We start from the raw sequence: 16,536 nt of genomic DNA, 5'->3' as shown, positions 1-16,536 counted from the left end.
CGCGGCCACGTTCTTGGCTACTCGTGGGGAGACCAGTGAACGACATCGAGGGCAGGGACATCGAGGGCGACGACATCAATGGCGACGACATCCAGGGCAGGGACATCCCGGATCCGGCCGTCGCCGGCGACCTCCCCGAATACATCCGACTCCTGGACCGGCTGCGCCGGCAGTCCGGCGACCTGTCCTACCGAACCCTGGCCCGCAGCGTCGGACCGTTGCTGCGTCCGCCGCGAGTGGTCCCGCACACCACGGTCGGTGACCTGTTCCAGCCCCATCGGCGCCGCCTGGACCTCGACCTGGTAGTCGCGATCGTCAGGATCCTGATCAAGAGTGAGTCGGTGGCCGACCGCTGGCGTGCGGCCTACGTACGGATCCAGCGGGAGGCCAGGCTCGGCGGCCCGCCGGGTGTGTTCCGACAGCTGCCCGCCGATCTGGCGACGTTCACCGGCCGGGAGTCCGAGCTCCGGCAGCTGGTGACGGCCGCGACCCGGCGGGCCGGGGAGGGCCGGGCGGCCACGGTCGTGGTGACCGCCATCGAGGGAATGGCCGGGGTGGGCAAGACTCAGTTGGCCGTGCACGCCGCGCACCGGCTGGTCCGGGCCGGCTGGTTCGGCGACGTGCAGATGTACGCGAACCTGCGCGGCTTCGATCCGGACCGGCCGCCGGCCGAGCCCGCGGCCGTCCTGGACTCGTTCCTGCGGCAGTTGCGGGTGCCGGCCGAGCAGATCCCCGACGACGTCGAGGAGCGCTCCGCCCTGTTCCGGGACCGGATCCGCGGCAAGGACGCCCTGGTGCTCCTGGACAACGCCGCGGGCGAGGACCAAGTCCGCAGCCTGATTCCGGCCTCGTCGTCCTGCCTGGTGCTGATCACCAGCCGGCGCGGCCTGGCCGGGCTCGACGACGCGGTCTGGCACCGGCTCGGCGTCTTCAGCGAGGATGAGGCGCTGGCCCTGCTGGCCAAGATCGCCGGTCCGCAACGGGTCGGCGCCGAACCCGAGGCGGCGCGGCGGATCGTGCGCCGGTGCGGGCTGCTGCCGCTGGCCGTCTCGATCGCCGCGACCAGGCTCCGGTCCCGGCCGGTCTGGCGGCTGGCCGACCTCGCGGAGCGTCTGGAGCGAGACGAGGCCACCAGTTCCGACATTGGCGGCGCAGCCTTCGACCTCTCCTATCGGGATCTCCCAGACCGGGCCAAACATGTCTTCCGGCTGCTCGGCATCCATCCGGGGCTGGACGTCACGGCCGCCTCGGTCGCGGCGCCGGCCGGGCTGACCCCGGCCGAGGCCGAGCGGGTCCTGGAACTGCTGCTGGACGAGAACCTGGTCCAGGAACGGATCGCGGGCCGGTACGAGATGCACGACCTGATCCGCGCCTACGCGGCCGAACGCGCCGAAGCGGAGATGACCGAAGACGAGCGCCGGGCCGCCGTTCGGACCGCGCTCAGCTGGCACGTCGCGGTCGTGACGCTGACCGCGTTGGCCATCAGCCCGGACCGCAGCATGCCGCCGATCGACCCCGCGCTGGTCGGCAGATCCGCTCCGCAGGCCGACACCACCGCCGAGGCGGTGGCCTGGTACGGCCGGGAGCGTGCGAACCTCATGCGGGCCGTGGCGGTGGCCGGGGAGGCGGGTTTCCCGTCGCTGGCGTGGCGGCTGCCCATCGCGATGGGCTACTTCGAAGAGCTCGCACAGAACTACCGCGAGCTGGAACGCCTCATGTCCACGGCGCTCCCGTACGCCCGCGAAGACGACGACCCCGACGGCGAGACGGACGTCGTCCGCTGGCTGGCCTTCGCGCTCAGCGCCCAGGGCCGCGTCACCGAGGCCATCGGTCCAATGAACCGCGTACTGGAGGCCCGCCGCGCCGCCGGGGACGCGCTCCGCACTGGTCGCATCCTGGGCTCGCTGGCCAACGCCCACGCCAATACCGGCGATCCCGGCACCGGGATCGAACTGGCGCGGGAAGCGATCCGGACGATCGAGGAAGCCGGCGAGCGGGTCCCGAGCAGCATCCTCACCATCGCCTCGATCTGTCTGGGACGTCTGGGCCGGCACGACGAGGCCCAGGAGTACTTGCTGCTCTTCGTGGAGCGGGCCCGCAAGACGGACGATCTGCGGGCCCTGGCCCTCGGGCTGCGCAACGTCGGCGACAGGTACCTGCGGACCAGGCGGACGCAGGACGCCATCGAATCCTTCGAGGAGGCCATCGCCGTCGCCGCCGAGGTCGGTGACCGGTACGTCTGGGCCGACTGCCTCAACGGCCTGGCCCTGAGCCTGAAGATCAGTGGCCTGACAGAGCAGGCCCGGGCCAGGCATCGTGAGGCGCTGGCGGTCTTCGACGACCTGCCCAAGGAGGAGGCCGCGCGCTACCTCGGCCGACTCGAGACGTCGGGGCTGTGGTACGTGGACTGAGACGCTGCGCTGCCCAGGCCCGCGGAAAATACGAGGCGGGGGAGGCGCGCCTGTTGGTAGCGTCCCCGCTGTGAAGTGACCTCCCATGGATGCGGCCCCTCACCGGCTGCTGCCCGACGTATCAGAACAAGCCCTGATATCGAGCCGAACCGCCGCGCCTCGTTGCGCTGACGCGGGCGCTTCTTCCTGGAGAGATCCCGATGCCTTACCCTGTCACGACTTCGCGCGCCTCCACCGCCTCCACCGCCTCCGGACGGCTTCTGGTGGACTGGTCGACCTACCCGCCTGTCGGCCATGTGATCGAGGGCTTGCAGATTGCCGGCGCCTACGCCGCCACCAATCCGGGCCTTGCCGTCTCCCTCGCCCTGCCCTATCGCTCCCCGCTGGAGCTGGCTGAGTGCTGCGACTTCCTTGACGCCGTGTACCCAGTGCGGTTCGACCCGATCGAGGCGGGGTTCCCGGACGACCCCTACGCGAAGGTGCCACGCGATTTCGAGTGGACGTTTCGCTGCTACCGGCGCGATGACCCGGCCGAGCGCGCCAAGTTCCCCCGCCTGGCCCGATTGTCCGACGCCGCGGCCGCGCACTTCACGGTGCCCGGCAACGCCCCCGGTCTTCCCCTCCGAACTGAGCAGCACCTGCGGCTGGCTCTTCCGGCACAGGCACGGCAGGAGGCCGAGCGCATCCTCGCGCCGCACTTGGGCTCCGGTCCGGTGCTTGCCGTGCTGCCCAGCGGGGGTGGGGAACGAGCCGGCTACCCGTCCACCGGATCCTGGCTCCTGATGCTCCGTGAGCTGCGCGCGGCATGGCCGGACGCCACTTTCGTCCTGATCGGCAAAACCGCCGGGGCACACGGGCGCCGCTCCAGCGCGATGCCGCACGGGGACGCAGCCGGATTGATGGCCGAGGTCGATGCGGTCGACGGCTACGACCTCCCGTTGCTGGTGCAGTTGGCGCTGATCCAACGCGCCGCGCTGCTGTTCTCACCGCACTCGGGATTCTCCTTCGCCGCGCTCGCGGTCGGCACGCCCTGGCTGGCGCTCTCCGGCGGGGCGTGGTTCGAGTACTTCCACAACGGGGTGCCCTTCCACTCGCTTCTGCCGGATACCGCGCGCTTCCCGTCCTTCGGCGGCGCCCCCCATCGGACGGAGGACAGCGACGGCAGCGGCGTGCGCGAGGCATCGATGACCCGGAAGCGGATCGAGGAGACCATCCCCGAGCTGTTGGAAGCAGCCGATGACCTCATCGAAGGCCGCCGGAACTACGAGGAATGCCTCGCGGCCTACTTCCCCCGCCTGCTTTCGGCACTCGGCGGCGACAAATCGGCGATGACCTCCTGGGAACGGGTCCACGAGCGGTTCATCGAGGCGTGACACGCCAGTTCACATGATCTCGTCGTAACAGATCCGCCTGCCCACAGCGCAGATCGTGGGCGTTGCCTCGGGCCCACTGATATTCGTGTTCATACCTGCGCGGATCTTTCAGTAGACCTCTGATATCGACGCAACCCCTGGAAGCTTCCAGGACCGTTCCCGAGCGCCGCTCTCTAGGCTCGCCGACACGCCTGGCTTTCGGCCGGATTCAATCCAAGGGAGCGATGAGGGGCTTATGAGAAGTATTGCGAGAGCGATGCTGGGGGTGGCGGTCGCGGCGACGACGCTGGCCGCGGCTGTCGAGGTGTTGCCCGTGGGCGTCGCCCAGGCAGCGCCGTCGGTGCCCGGTCTGGACAACCCGGCGGTGGTCCACCAGGCGGCGCTTGACGGGAGCCTGGCGAAGACGCACCACGCGATCAGCCTGTGTGCGGGCGGCAGCGGGAACGCCGCCGGCAAGTACCTTCCGGCCGACTGCGACATGTCGCTGGTCGCGTCCGCGTCGGACGCGACCAAGCCGCTGGCGGTGTCCGGGCCGGTCGGGCTGGGGCCGGCGGACTTCGCCCGGGCGTTCCACCTCCCGGACACCCCGGGGAAGGCCGGCACGGTCGGGATCCTCGCGTTCGGCGCGACCCCGACGCTGGCCTCCGACCTCGCCACCTACCGCAGCCAGTACGGCCTGCCGGCCTGCACCGAGGCCAGCGGCTGCCTGAAGATCGTCGGCAAGGACGGCGGCGCGCCGCCGGCACCGCTGGGGCTGCCCATCCTCAACCAGGCCGACGAGTTCCTGGCCATGGAGTCGGCGCTGGACGTCGAGATGGTCTCGGCGTCCTGCCCGGAGTGCCAGATCCGGGTCGTGGAGCTGTCGCCGCTGCTGGTCATCCCGCAGTACGCCTACCTTCCGGCGGTGACCGCCGACGCCATGGACGACGGCGTGGACACCGCGATCGGGCTGGGCGCGAACGCCGTGTCGATCAGCTACGACATCGCCAACGGCATCCAGCCGGGCATCGCCACGGGCACTCAGGCGCAGCGGCTGCACCACCCGGGCGTGGCCATCGTCGCCGCGGCCGGCGACCACGGGGTGCAGCAGGGCACCATGAACCAGGTCTGGCCGCAGGAAGTGCCGTGGGTGACCTCGGCCGGCGGCGTCCAGATCACCTCGACCGACGGCGGCAACACCTTCAACAAGTCGGTGTGGGACGACGGCAACGGCGAAGGCAACCTGTACTGGTCGGCCGCCAGCAGCTGCTCCGACTACATCCCCCCGGCTGTCGGCCAGCCCGCCAGCGTCGCAGCGTACTGCGGTGGCCACCGCGCCAGCACCGACGCGTCGGCGGTCGCCACCAACGTCTCCATCTACGACACCTACCAGCCGGCCACCGGCGGCGCCGGCGGCTGGGGTGTCGCCATGGGCACCAGCGCGGCCTCCCCGTACCTGGCCGGCCTCTACGTCCGCGCCGGCACCGCCGGCGTCGACGGTCCGAACACGCTCTACGCCGCCTCCGCGGCCGGCAACGGCTCGATCGAGAACGTGACTACGGGCACGAACATGCCCAACGGCGCCGCCGACTGCACGAAGGCGAACCTGCCGACCGTGCTGTGCGTGGCCGGTCCGGGCTGGAACGGCCCGACCGGGGTCGGCGTGCCCGACGGTCTGGGCGCTTTCTGACAGACCACGAGGGTCGGGCAACCGCTACCGGCACGGCGTCGCAGACGCGCCGTGCCGGTAGCTCGCTGCTCGGGTGGTCTGTCGGTCACGGTCCATCGGTCACGGTCTATCGGCCAAGCTCCGGGGTAGCGGAGCCGAGCGGTTGCGGATTCAGCGGCGCCAGCAGCCCGGCCAGATTCCCATACAACCGGCGGGAGTGCATGGCGTAGTCCCGGCCCCGGTTACGGTGAAACTTGACGGTCAATGTCCCCATAATCGGTGCCGCGACGACCCCGATCACCAACGGCGGCCACACATCGGTCAGCGCCCCGAGCACGATCAGCGCGAGCATCAGCAGCGTCACGAAGCCGTATATCAGCGGCATCAGCACGGCTGAGAGGGTTTCCTTCATGACGCCGGTGAATTCCAGTCCTCCGTCAGCCCTGTGCTGGAGGCGGCCGTGGAATGTGGCGCTCTGATACCGGCTAGGCACGTATAAGACCACTGCGCCGTTGGGGCGGACTCGACCGGCGGATCCTGTTGCGCGGGATTTACGTCGGCTGCGCATATCTTCGACGGCTTCCTGGAAACCGATACCCGTCGTCGGTTCCAGTCGCCAGCGGCCGTGTTCGCACCGCCGTCGGAGCAACCCGGTACGTTGCACACCGCACCCCCATCTGCGTGACGGTACGCGACAGTAGCAGTACATGGCGGAAGCGTGCGCAACAAATCCAGCGTGAAGGGATTCAGAAGCCGAGCTTTCTGACCCGAGGGCCGCCGATATTAAGGCTTTGTGACCCTGTTGTAAGCCAAGGCATTCTGGCCCACATCATCTGACCAGGTCCTTCCACCCCGATATAGGCAGCCTGCCTCGCATCGGAGCGCCTGCCGCGTATCCGTCGCCGACCGGCTGGAAAGGGAAGTGTGTACGTGCGGTGAAACCGGGTGCGGAGCGCGCCCGCCGTGGTTGTATTCTGCGGCTCTCTGGTGTCGAACGCAGTGTCGACATCCATTTCCGGGAGGGTCATTTGTCCAGCAAGTTCAGTAGGAAGCCTGTCGCGGTCGCCGCGCTCTTCGCTTCCTCCATCGGTTCCGTCCTCGTCGCCGGTGGCGCGGCGCACGCGACCACCTTCGGTGGCGCCGGGACGAACCCGGTGACGATCACCGCCGGCGGGACGATCAACGTCGTGGGCGGGGGGACGGTCGCTCTTCCGGCCGGCGCCCACGACGTGTCCTGGGCCGGCCAGGGCGGCCGGTTCGCGTACATCGGCGGCGACAACGCGATCTACACCGCCGACTACGACGGCACCCACATCATCAAGGTCGCGCAGGGCGTCGCGCCCTCGCACACCGTCTGGGACGTCAGCAGCGAGGCCGTGTACTGGACCGAGGGCACCGGCGCCACCGCCAAGGTGGTCGGCGCGCTGGCCAACGGCGGCTCGCTCGGCTCCCAGCGTCCGACCTTCGACCTGGTCTCGGCGCCGGTCGCGCCGGCCGGGCTGGGCTTGAGCAACCCGGACGTGGCCAGCGACCAGGCCGGCAGCGTCGTGGTGCAGACCAACGGCCAGGCCGGCGGCGCGGCGACCTCCGGCATCGGCCTGGTGTCCTACGGCACGAACGGCGAGCCGACCTTCACCACGGTCGTCGCCCCGGACGTCGCCGCCAAGGGCGGTTCGCAGCCGACGATCTCGGCGGACGGCAAGACAGTGGTCTTCGTCCGGACCGACGCCAACGGCGACGCCCAGCTGTTCGCGACGTCCCTGCAGAACAACGCCTGGTCCGCGCCGAAGCAGATCACCTGGATGACCGGCGACCACGCCACGCCGATCTTCGAGGCCGACAACCAGAGCACCGCCGACCAGACCGTCGCCTTCGAGTTCGCCAACCGGGCGGTCCCGGCCGGTTCCAGCGCCAACGGCACCTACCAGGTGGACGTCTCGCAGGCCCTGGCCGCCGCGGCGCCCGCGCCGCAGCTGGAGAAGAGCGTCTCCGCGCTGAGCGGCGGCCTGGCCGTGCGCACCGACAACCCGGGGCGCGTCTACCGGATCGCCGGCTCCGACCGCGTCGACACCGCGGTCCTGGCCTCGCGGCAGTCCTGGCGCACCAACGGCGCGGCCCAGAGCGACCAGCGCGCGCAGGCGAAGTCGGTCGTGCTGAGCCGTTCGGACGTGTTCGCCGACGCCCTCGGCGGCGCCGCGCTGGCCGCCCACAAGAGCGGCCCGCTGCTGCTCACCGACAGCAAGACGCTGAACGCCGAGACGCTGGGCGAGATCCGGCGCGTCCTGCCGACCTCCGGCACGGTCTACATCCTCGGCGGCACCGCGGCGGTCTCGCCGGCCGTCCAGAGCGCGCTGGCCAAGCTGGGCTACACCGTCGACCGGATCGCGGGCCAGGACCGCTACGACACCGCGGTCAAGATCGCCAACGCGGTCGACCCCAACGCCTCGGACGTCCTGGTCGCCACCGGCGCCAACTACCCGGACGCGCTGTCCGCGGGCGCGGCGGCCGGTTCCTACTCCGGCATGGTCGTGGTCCTGACCAACGGCAACGCCATGCCGGCCTCGACCGACGCCTACCTGCAGGCCAAGGCGAACAGCGGCCAGCTGCACTACGTCGCCGCCGTCGGCGGCGCGGCGAACACGGCCCTGAAGGCGGCCAAGTGGCACGGCTACGACGCCCTGGTCGGTTCCGACCGGTACCAGACGTCGTACCTGGTGGCGCACGAGATCTTCGGCGCCTTCGGCCAGATCGGCATCGCCACCGGCGCCAACTGGCCGGACTCCCTGTCCGGCGGCGCCATGATGGGCTTCCGCCAGGGTCCGCTGCTGCTGGTGAACCCGGCGACCGGCCTCAGCGCCGCTGACAACGCCCTGATCGACGCCAACCGCGGCGCCTCGAACTGGGGCTTCATCTACGGCGGCACCAACGCCCTCCCGCTGCGCGTGGACCAGCAGCTGGCGGCGGACATCGCCACCTCCGCCGGTTCTTCGGTGGGCGCCGGCAACTCCGCGGCCCAGCACCTGGCGACGCCGAACGTCGCAAAGGGCTGAGTCATCACAGAGGACTGAAATGACGGAGCCCGGCTTACTCCCGGGGGAGTAAGCCGGGCTCTTCGCCGCGGATCGCCTTGGTGCTCGCCCACTCAGCCCTTCGCGGCGAACCGCGTCGCGGCCTTCGCGGCCAGGCCGGTGAGCCATTCCTGGTCGGCGGACGTGAAGGCGGGCGAGTTCTCCGGGCTGTTGACGGTGACCTGGATGAGGACGTCGCCGAACCTCACGAACACGTTCCAGGGCTGGGAAGGCAGCCCGGGGAGGTTCTCGACGAAGCCGCCGTCCCCGATCCCGCTCGGCAGCGGTGTCACGGTCGCGCCCGCGCACCCGGTCTCGGCCTGGCTGCGCAGGCTGGAGAGCTTCTGGGCGCCGTCTCCGGACTTCACTGTCAGCCGCAGGACGTCCGCGCGTGCGTTCAACCCGCTGGGCGTCGGGCCGGAGAACGTGTAATCCGGCACGGTCGGGCCGATCAGATCCGACTGTTCGGTCGCGCAGGCGTCGGTCACCGAGTTGGAGGGCCGGCTGGGCGCGCCCGTCGAGGCGACCTTCCATCCCGCGCCGAAGTCCGCCGCCTGCAGGAACGTCGGCGGCACCGTGACGGTTGCCGCCGCCTTCAGGCCGGGGGCGATCCCGCTCCCGGACAGCACGGCCGTCAGCTTCTGCAGGGTGAGCGGCGACGGCGAGAGCACGGTGTCCGGGTTCGGCGCTATGCCTTTCGGGACCTGCGCGATCGAGTAGTTCAGCCACAGTGTCTCGACCGCTCCGGTGCCGCCGGGGAACTGCCGGCTCACGAAGACCGCGGTGAGCCGGCCGAACGACTTCGTCGAGCTGGCCAGGACCGATCCGTCCGCGAGTTGGCGGTGGTCGCACGCGCTCCATGCCACCTGGTCCGCGGCGTCGGGGCTGGAGGTGTCCGGGTCGAGCGTCGACCAGGACTCGCCCAGATCGCCCGCGGCGCCGCAGCCGGGCATCGCCGGCTGGAACTTCGGGTCGTCGCCGGCCAGGAACCGCGTGAGCAGGTTGCCGTTCGGCGAGTCCGGGAACTTCAGATCGCCCTGCGTCACGGGCTTGCCGTTCGGCGAGTCCGGGAGCTTCAAGTCGCTCTGCGCCGCGGGCTTGCCGTTCGGGGTCCAGACGGAGTTGACCTGGAGATCGGCGATATTGTCGCCGCCCGGGTCGCCGAACGGCACCGGCTTGGCCGGGACGCCCTGGTTGGGGGTCGGGACGATGTGGGAGGACGTCGGATCCAGTCCGGACAGCAAGGCCGCCATGTCCGACACCGCCGGTTCGGGCACGGCGATGTACTTCGGCACGCCGCCGCTGGCACGACTGAGGTCTTTGTACTCCACCGGCATGAAGTCGACCCGGTCGAGGATCGATGTGCCCGACCGGGTCGGCGATGCGGTCGGTGGCGCGGTGGTCGTCCGCCCGCCGCCGCCCGGTGCCGCGGCGCTCACCGCGATCGTCGCCGCCACCGCGACCACCGCGAGCGATCCGCTCCCGGCCCCGACGGTCCGCAGCCGGCGCCGGCGGTCGCCACCGGCGATCATCGCCTGCGCGTCGGCGAGCCAGATCGGCTCCTGCTCGGCCCGCGTCGTGTCGAACACGTCACGCATCCACTGGCTGTCTTCAGTCATGACCGCTCCTTCTTCGTCGTGAGGAGTTCCTCGCCCCCGGCGCGAGCGGGGTCGGGCAGGATCGAGCGCATCGCCGCCAGCCCGCGCGCGGTCTGGCTCTTGACGGTGCCCGTGGAGATGCCGAGCAGCCTGGCCGTGGCCTCGACGTCCTGGTCGTCGAAGAACCGCAGAATCAGGACGGCACGCTGCCCGGGCGCCAGCCGATGCAGCGCCGCCACCACGACTTCACGCTCGGACACCCTGGTCTCCCCGCTGTCGTGGAGCGCGGCGATGTCGGGCATGGCATCGGACGACGGTCGCTCCCGACGCCAGTGCGCGCGCCGCCGTTCGTCGATGCACGCACGCAGCAACGTGGTGCGCAGGTACGCGTCGACGCCTTGGTCGCTCCGGACCCGTCCCCAGGCGGAGTGCAGCTTGATGAAGGCGACCTGTACCAGGTCCTCCGCCTGATCCCAGTCCCCGCACATCAGATACGCCATCCGCCGCAGCGCCAGCGATCTCGCCGCGACCAGCGCGGTGAACTCGCTGTCGTCAGGTCTGCGCATCGATCTCCCTCCCCCGGCTCATCAGTATCGACTCGCTATACGTGGGCGACGCCCGCAGAGGTTGTCACCCCCGACGAGAATTCGGTGACACGTGTTCCGCCCCTCCGGTCGGCCACCGCCTCACTTGGCCGCTCCGTGGCCGGGGTGCCACGTTCATCGAGTTCTGCGACACGGCGCTCGCCGTGATCGGAGTGTGCAAGTGGCGCGTTGACAGCCTGAAAGGCCCAGTCCTACAGTCGCCACCGATCTTTCGTGAAATCGATTTCACGCGCCTGTTTCTCAGTGTTTCTCAGAACCAGACCGCTCTCGGTCCTCTTCTCTGGAGAGCATGATGCGCACACCGATTCCGCACCATCCCGAAGCCCGAATAAGCAGAACCATCAAGGCCCTCATCGCGATCGCCCTGGCCGCCACTGGAATCCTCGCGGCCCAGCCGACCGCGCCGGCGCACGCCGACACCGCTTCCACCGCTTCCACCGCCTTCACCGCGAAGGGGCCGGTCGGCTGGGACACTTTGCGCCACCTCGACGCGATGGACACCCTCCCGGTGGGCGTGCAGACCAAACAGTTCTCCAGTTTCGACCGGCAACAGCAGAACAGCGACTGGAAATACCCCTGCCTTCGCACCACCAGCAGCGGGGCGTGCGTCATCGCCGAGCACTCCGGACCCGGTGAGATCGACGCCATGTGGTTCACCAGCGCTGAAGGCGATGTCACCGGCACCGGGAACATCACCATCACTCTCGACGGTCAAACGGTTCTCGACGCGCCCCTGCAGGACGTCGTCGACGGCAAGCTCGGCGCCCCGTTCGTCTACCCGCTGGTGGCCAACGCGGATCAGAGCTCCGGCGGCGTCTACATCGAGGTGCCGATGCCGTTCCGGCAGTCGATGACCGTGACGACCCAGAACAACCCGCAGTATGAGCACGTCACCTACCGGACGTTCGCGGACGCCGACGGGGTCGCGACGTTCAACCCGGCCGATCCGGCCAACGACGTCATCGCCAAGCTGAAGGCCGCCGGCACCGCCGACCCCAAGCCGCCGATGGCCGATACCAGCACGCAGAGCCAGACGCTGGACCTCGCCCCGGGCGCCTCCACCGCCATATCGGACACGTACGGCCCCGGCCAGCTGACCGCGCTGAGCCTGGTGCTGCCACAGGCGAAGATGGTGACGCCGACATCGGTGACCGACGACGGGCGCGCGTTCGGCCCGAACGGGTCGAGCACTTTCACGGTCGCCATCGACCCGGACAACAACGGGGTCCGGCTGACCCGGCGCTACGATCCGGTTCCGCCCGACCAGGCCGCAACGGTGTCGGTGGACGGGCAACAAGTCGCGCAGTGGGGACCCTCGACGCCCGCTTCGTTCGGCGGGTGGGCTGAAGAATCGGTGGAACTGCCGGCAAGCGCCACGGCCGGCAAGTCGTCCATCACCGTGAAGAACACCTTCGTGTCCTCCTCCGAGGACTACAACGAGTACACCTATTGGGTAGACAGCCACGTCGCAGGCAGCTTGTCCCGCACCGACACCGTCGACGTCGGCAACGCCGCCAGCGAGTCCGCCCACCACTACGGGATCGTCGGCCAGACCTGGCAAGGGACCAGTACCTACAGCGACCCGCTCGATGCCACACAGCAGGAGGCGCTGACGCGGGCACAGCAAATCCTCCAGGGATTGCGGGTGCGCATCACCTTCGACGGCACGCGCACCGTGGACTCCCCGATCGGTGAGTTCTTCGGTTCCGGACTCGCCGTCGCACCGGTCAACTCCCTGATGAGCGGAATCAACCCCCAGACCTCCACGTTCACCTCGTGGTGGCCCATGCCGTACCTGGCCAACGCCACAGTCGAGCTCTACAACGGCTCCGGACTGACCGTGACCGGCAGCGGCACCGTCACCGCCGGACAATCGGCCGCGGTCGGCGCCGCCCTCGCGACCGGGACCATCGGCTACTTCCGTACCCAATCCCACTCCGGTCCGACCACCGCGAACCAGGACTGGACGTATCTGCAAGCGTCCGGCACCAGCAAGTTCGTCGGCGTCACCGTCTCCATGCAGGGCCCGATCAACCGCTCCTACCTCGAAGGCAACGAGCGCGTCTACGTCGACGGCGCCCACACGCCCCAGATGATCGGCACCGGCACCGAGGACTTCTTCCAAAGCGGCTGGTACTTCAACCGCGGCCCCGACACCAACCCCTTCACCGGAGACCCGGCGCACCTGATCGCGGCCACCGGCTGCGCGGCCTCGACCGACTGCACCGGCGCCTACCGCCTGATGCTCGACGACGCGGTCCCCTCCGGCTCCGCCCTCACCTTCGGAATCCAGCACGGCCCCGCCAACGACGTGGCCGCCGACTACTCCTCAACCGCCTACTGGTACGGAACAGCCCAGCCGCAGAACCACCAGACCGACCAGATAGCGACCACCGGCGGCACCCCCCTCACCGACACCTACGAAGGCACCGACGGCCCCCAGACCCCCGTCACCGCCGACGTACTGACGTCAACCACACCCCAAACCCTGCACCTGACCCTGAACCCAGCCAACCGCGGCGCGACCATCATCCGCACCAGCGACCAACTGAACGGCTACCAACAGGCCCACGTCACCGTGGACGGCCAACCGCTGCCGGACTGGCTGGAACCTCTGGCCAACCCGTACCACCGATGGCTGGACGACACCTACCTACTGCCGGCGTCGGTCACAGCCGGACACACGACGATCACCGTGGTACTCACCCCGGTCAGGCCATGGACCGCTGCCTCGTACACGGTGCTGAGTAGCTGCTGACCGTAGCGGCCCCTTCGGTTCTGGCAGGATCGGCGAAGGTCCTGCCAGAACCGCATCACCAGTCACCTATCGTCGTCATTGGACGTAGCAGGCCTTGACCTGCCCGGGATCCGGGTCTGAGAACACCGCGTCGTCGCACGCGGTGGTGCCGGTCACCGTGCCGTACGCGTATCGGCCGTCGGCCCCGAACGCGACCTCACGGGTGCCGTTGACGACGCAACTGACCGTTTCAACAGAGCACGGAGTCCAAGTCGTGGCCACAGGCGGTGGCGCCTCGGCGTAGCAGGCCTTGGATACGCCCTCGTCCGGGTCTCCGAACACTGTGTTGGAGCAGGCCGTGCCGCCGGTCACGGTCGCATAGTTGTCCTTGCCCTGTGCGCCGAACGCCACCGTGCCGGCACCCGCGAACGAACACGTGCCCGTCTCAGTTGCGCACTGGCTCCAGGTACCGGGCAGCGACGTGCTGGAAGCGGGGGTGAGCGAGCCGGTGAACCGCCAGGTGCCGGAGCCGACCGTGTACGTGGTCTCTGTACCGGTGGCGGATTCCAGCACTGCTCCGGTAGCCGGGCTGAGGCGTACGTCCACTCCTCCCAGTCTGTCGTCGCGCCCTGACGGATCTCGAAGCCATAGCCGGGATACGTGGTCTGATCCAGCACCGTCATCGCGAGGTCGGTACGGCCGATGTCCGCCAGCGCGTCCATGAGATAGCGGGTGCCGAAGATCCCGGTGTCCAGGTGGCCGGCATTGCCGGTGACGATCGTGTCGACGAGCCCCGCGCCGACCGCTGGGACGTCGGCGGCCGGCACCATGCCGAAGGCGAGCGGCAGGATGCTGGTCGTCTCGCGGCCGTCGCCGTAGCTGGCGTGGTCGGGGCTGAGGAACGCCGAGTTGAAGGCGTTCTCGATGTCGTCGGCCAGTTGGCTGTAGTGCGCCGCGTCGCCGGTCTGGCCCAGCGCTGCCGCGGCCTTGGCGACATCCGCCGCCTGCAGATAGGACAGCGCCGTGTTGACGATCGGCACTTCGCTCGTGCAGGCGCCGGCACTCGGGTTCCCCATGCCGCCGTTGGCGTTCGAGCTGTGGTCCGGCGGGCACCAGTCGCCGAAGCCGGTGGACCAGATGTGGCCCGGGACGTTGGCGGCGTTCGTGTCGACGAACTGTTTCATCAGCGGGTACGTCGCGACGAGGGCGGCCAGGTCGCCGTACTGTTGGTAGAGGGTCCAGGCCAGGGTCACCTGGTCCCCGCCCATATCAGGCTGCTGAGCGTTGCCGGAGTCGGACGGCAGTGCCGTGCCCGGCGGCATGTCCCGCAGGTAGTTGGCGTAGAAGGTGTCCATGTCGAACTCGGAGGCCGACGCGTCGTGGTAAGCCTGGACGTCCATGCCCGGGGGTGTGCGCTCGTCGCGGACCGGATTGTCGGTGGGGGTGCTCATCTGGTTGTTCAGCATGGTCCACTGGTTGTTCTGCCAGATCTGGTTCAGCATCGGGTCGGACGAGCTGAACGTGCCCGTGGCGGACAGGTCCGCGTGGACGACGCGGGCCTGGACGCTGTTCAGCGTCGGGGTTTGCGGATCGCCGGTGACTTCCAGGTAGCGGAAGCCGTGATAGGTGAAGCGCGGCTCGTAGGTCTGCACCGACCCCGTACCCGCGAGTGTGTAAGTGTCCGTGGACTGTGCGTTCCGGTTGGTGGTCGTGTCGATCGTTCCGTTGCCGAGCAAGTCCTCCGCGGTCTGCATCTTCACTGTCGAGCCTGCCGGGCCTTGGGTCTCCAACACTTCCCAGCCCGCGATGTCCTGGCCGAAGTCGTACACGTATACACCGGGTTCCGGCTCGGTGAGCCTGACCGCGTTCAGGGTCTGCGCGACCGTGATCGGCGGCATCGCGTCGGCCTGCAGCGAACCGGCCGGGGCCGCGACGGTCTGGACCGGCTGCCATGCCCCGGCGTTGAATCCGGCCGCGTCCCATCCGGGCTGGGCGAGCCGTGCGTCGTAGGACTCTCCGTTGTAGATGTCGTCGGCGGTGATCGGGCTCGGCGACCACGTCCAGCTGTCGTCGGTCGTCACGCTCTGGTGCGTGCCGTCGGCGAAGGTGACGTCGAGGAGCATGATCGCCTGCTTCGGCCCGAGCCACCGGAAGCCGTACTGGCTGAAGTCCGCGTCATAGCCGTTGCCGAGCCACAGTCCCACCGTGTTACCGCCCTGCTGGAGGTCGGTGGTGAGGTCGTAGGTGGCGTAGAGATCACGCTGCACGTAGGGAGTGCTCGCCGGCGTCAGCACTCGGTTGCCTACCTTGGCGCCGTTGAGGTGCAGTTCGTAGAAGCCGAGGCCGAAGACGTAGGCACGGGCCCTGGCGACCGGCTTCGTCACCGTGAAATCCTTGCGCAGCAACGGCGAGGCGGCAGCGGTGGAGTTCGGGCTGATCCATTGCGCGCCCTGCCAATCGCCCGAGTTGAGCAGCCCCATCTCCCACTGAGCCGGCGCACTCCAGCCCGAGGCCGTGCCATGTCCGTCCCAAACCCGCACGGCCCAGTAGTAAGTCTGCGCTGTCTCCAGAGGCGGCCCGTCGTACGTGATGCCCACGGAGTCGCCCGAGGAGACCTCGCCGCTGTCCCATACGGTGCCGACCCCCGCACTCACGTCGCTCTCGCCTTCGGCGACCACGATCTGATACGAGCTCTGATACTCCCCGTTGACCTGCGAGGCCAGCTTCCAGCTCAGGCTCGGGTGCGGGTCGTCCACGCCAAGGGGGTTCGTCGTGTCGTCAGCTCGCAGCCCGCCCGCCGAGATCTCGGCCGCCGCGGAAGCAGCCGCAGTCGCCGAGGCTGCCGAGACCGCCGGTAGCCCGGCCGCGGGGGCGAGGGCCAGTGCGAGTACGGCTGTGAGCGGCACACCCGATCGCCGAAGGCGGCGTACGCGCCCGGAAAGAATCGCTCTCCCTCGGCCTGCCACATGAGACCGGCGACGATTCAACATGCGGATGCACCATCCTCGGAACTGGATACGCAAAGCAGTGCCGTGACGAGTTGCCGTCGCGCGGGACGCAAGGGATTGAATCGATTCAGATCCGTATCTCAGGGCA

At 69.3% G+C, this 16,536-nt stretch carries 9 protein-coding genes and 1 pseudogene; 5 read left to right on the top strand and 5 right to left on the bottom strand.

Features of this window, described 5'->3' with window-relative positions; translation table 11 throughout:
- The first annotated feature begins 35 nt into the window (after positions 1–35).
- The 3 genes from KGQ19_RS10680 (at position 36) to KGQ19_RS10670 (ending at position 5,453) form a co-directional block, all read left to right on the top strand.
- The gene (locus tag KGQ19_RS10680) at positions 36–2,411 is read left to right on the top strand and encodes a tetratricopeptide repeat protein (protein ID WP_212008939.1); all 2,376 of its coding nucleotides are present in this window, start codon (positions 36–38) and stop codon (positions 2,409–2,411) included.
- A gap of 200 nt (positions 2,412–2,611) precedes the next feature.
- Positions 2,612–3,784: a glycosyltransferase family 9 protein gene (locus KGQ19_RS10675; RefSeq protein ID WP_212008938.1), complete on the top strand. Its 1,173-nt coding sequence runs from the start codon at positions 2,612–2,614 to the stop codon at positions 3,782–3,784.
- A 235-nt stretch (positions 3,785–4,019) separates the two neighbouring features.
- The gene (locus KGQ19_RS10670; protein ID WP_212008937.1) at positions 4,020–5,453 is read left to right on the top strand and encodes a S8/S53 family peptidase; all 1,434 of its coding nucleotides are present in this window, start codon (positions 4,020–4,022) and stop codon (positions 5,451–5,453) included.
- A gap of 106 nt (positions 5,454–5,559) precedes the next feature.
- Here the strand turns inward: KGQ19_RS10670 and KGQ19_RS10665 are convergent, their stop codons facing one another.
- A complete protein-coding gene (locus tag KGQ19_RS10665; protein ID WP_212008936.1) occupies positions 5,560–5,844 on the bottom strand; it encodes a hypothetical protein in 285 nt (94 codons plus the stop codon).
- 616 nt (positions 5,845–6,460) lie between these two features.
- Between KGQ19_RS10665 and KGQ19_RS10660 the strand changes: the two genes are divergently transcribed.
- Positions 6,461–8,482 (top strand): cell wall-binding repeat-containing protein, encoded by a 2,022-nt coding sequence (locus tag KGQ19_RS10660; protein WP_212008935.1) that lies wholly within the window; start codon positions 6,461–6,463, stop codon positions 8,480–8,482.
- A 92-nt stretch (positions 8,483–8,574) separates the two neighbouring features.
- On the opposite strand, the gene KGQ19_RS10655 is transcribed toward KGQ19_RS10660, so the two are convergent.
- Both KGQ19_RS10655 and KGQ19_RS10650 read right to left on the bottom strand, forming a co-directional pair.
- Positions 8,575–10,119, bottom strand: a complete 1,545-nt coding sequence (locus tag KGQ19_RS10655; RefSeq protein WP_212008934.1) for a hypothetical protein — start codon at positions 10,117–10,119, stop codon at positions 8,575–8,577.
- Positions 10,116–10,664 carry a SigE family RNA polymerase sigma factor gene (locus KGQ19_RS10650; protein WP_212008933.1) on the bottom strand — a complete coding sequence of 183 codons (549 nt, stop codon included), beginning with the start codon at positions 10,662–10,664 and terminating at the stop codon, positions 10,116–10,118. Before KGQ19_RS10650 ends, KGQ19_RS10655 begins: the two co-directional genes overlap by 4 nt.
- Before the next feature lie 328 nt (positions 10,665–10,992).
- Between KGQ19_RS10650 and KGQ19_RS10645 the strand changes: the two genes are divergently transcribed.
- Positions 10,993–13,461: a glycoside hydrolase family 172 protein gene (locus tag KGQ19_RS10645; protein ID WP_212008932.1), complete on the top strand. Its 2,469-nt coding sequence runs from the start codon at positions 10,993–10,995 to the stop codon at positions 13,459–13,461.
- Positions 13,462–13,536: 75 nt separating this feature from the next.
- Here the strand turns inward: KGQ19_RS10645 and KGQ19_RS10640 are convergent, their stop codons facing one another.
- A complete protein-coding gene (locus KGQ19_RS10640) occupies positions 13,537–13,851 on the bottom strand; it encodes a hypothetical protein (protein WP_212008931.1) in 315 nt (104 codons plus the stop codon).
- Between the two features lie 179 nt (positions 13,852–14,030).
- A pseudogene (locus tag KGQ19_RS10635) lies at positions 14,031–16,346 on the bottom strand (family 78 glycoside hydrolase catalytic domain); the annotation flags it as partial.
- Positions 16,347–16,536: the final 190 nt, after the last annotated feature.

Source organism: Catenulispora pinistramenti, assembly GCF_018274385.1.
GTDB classification, from domain to species: Bacteria; Actinomycetota; Actinomycetes; order Streptomycetales; family Catenulisporaceae; genus Catenulispora; species Catenulispora pinistramenti.
Note: the sequence above shows the minus strand (reverse complement) of the source record. Positions and strands in the feature narration are given on the sequence as shown.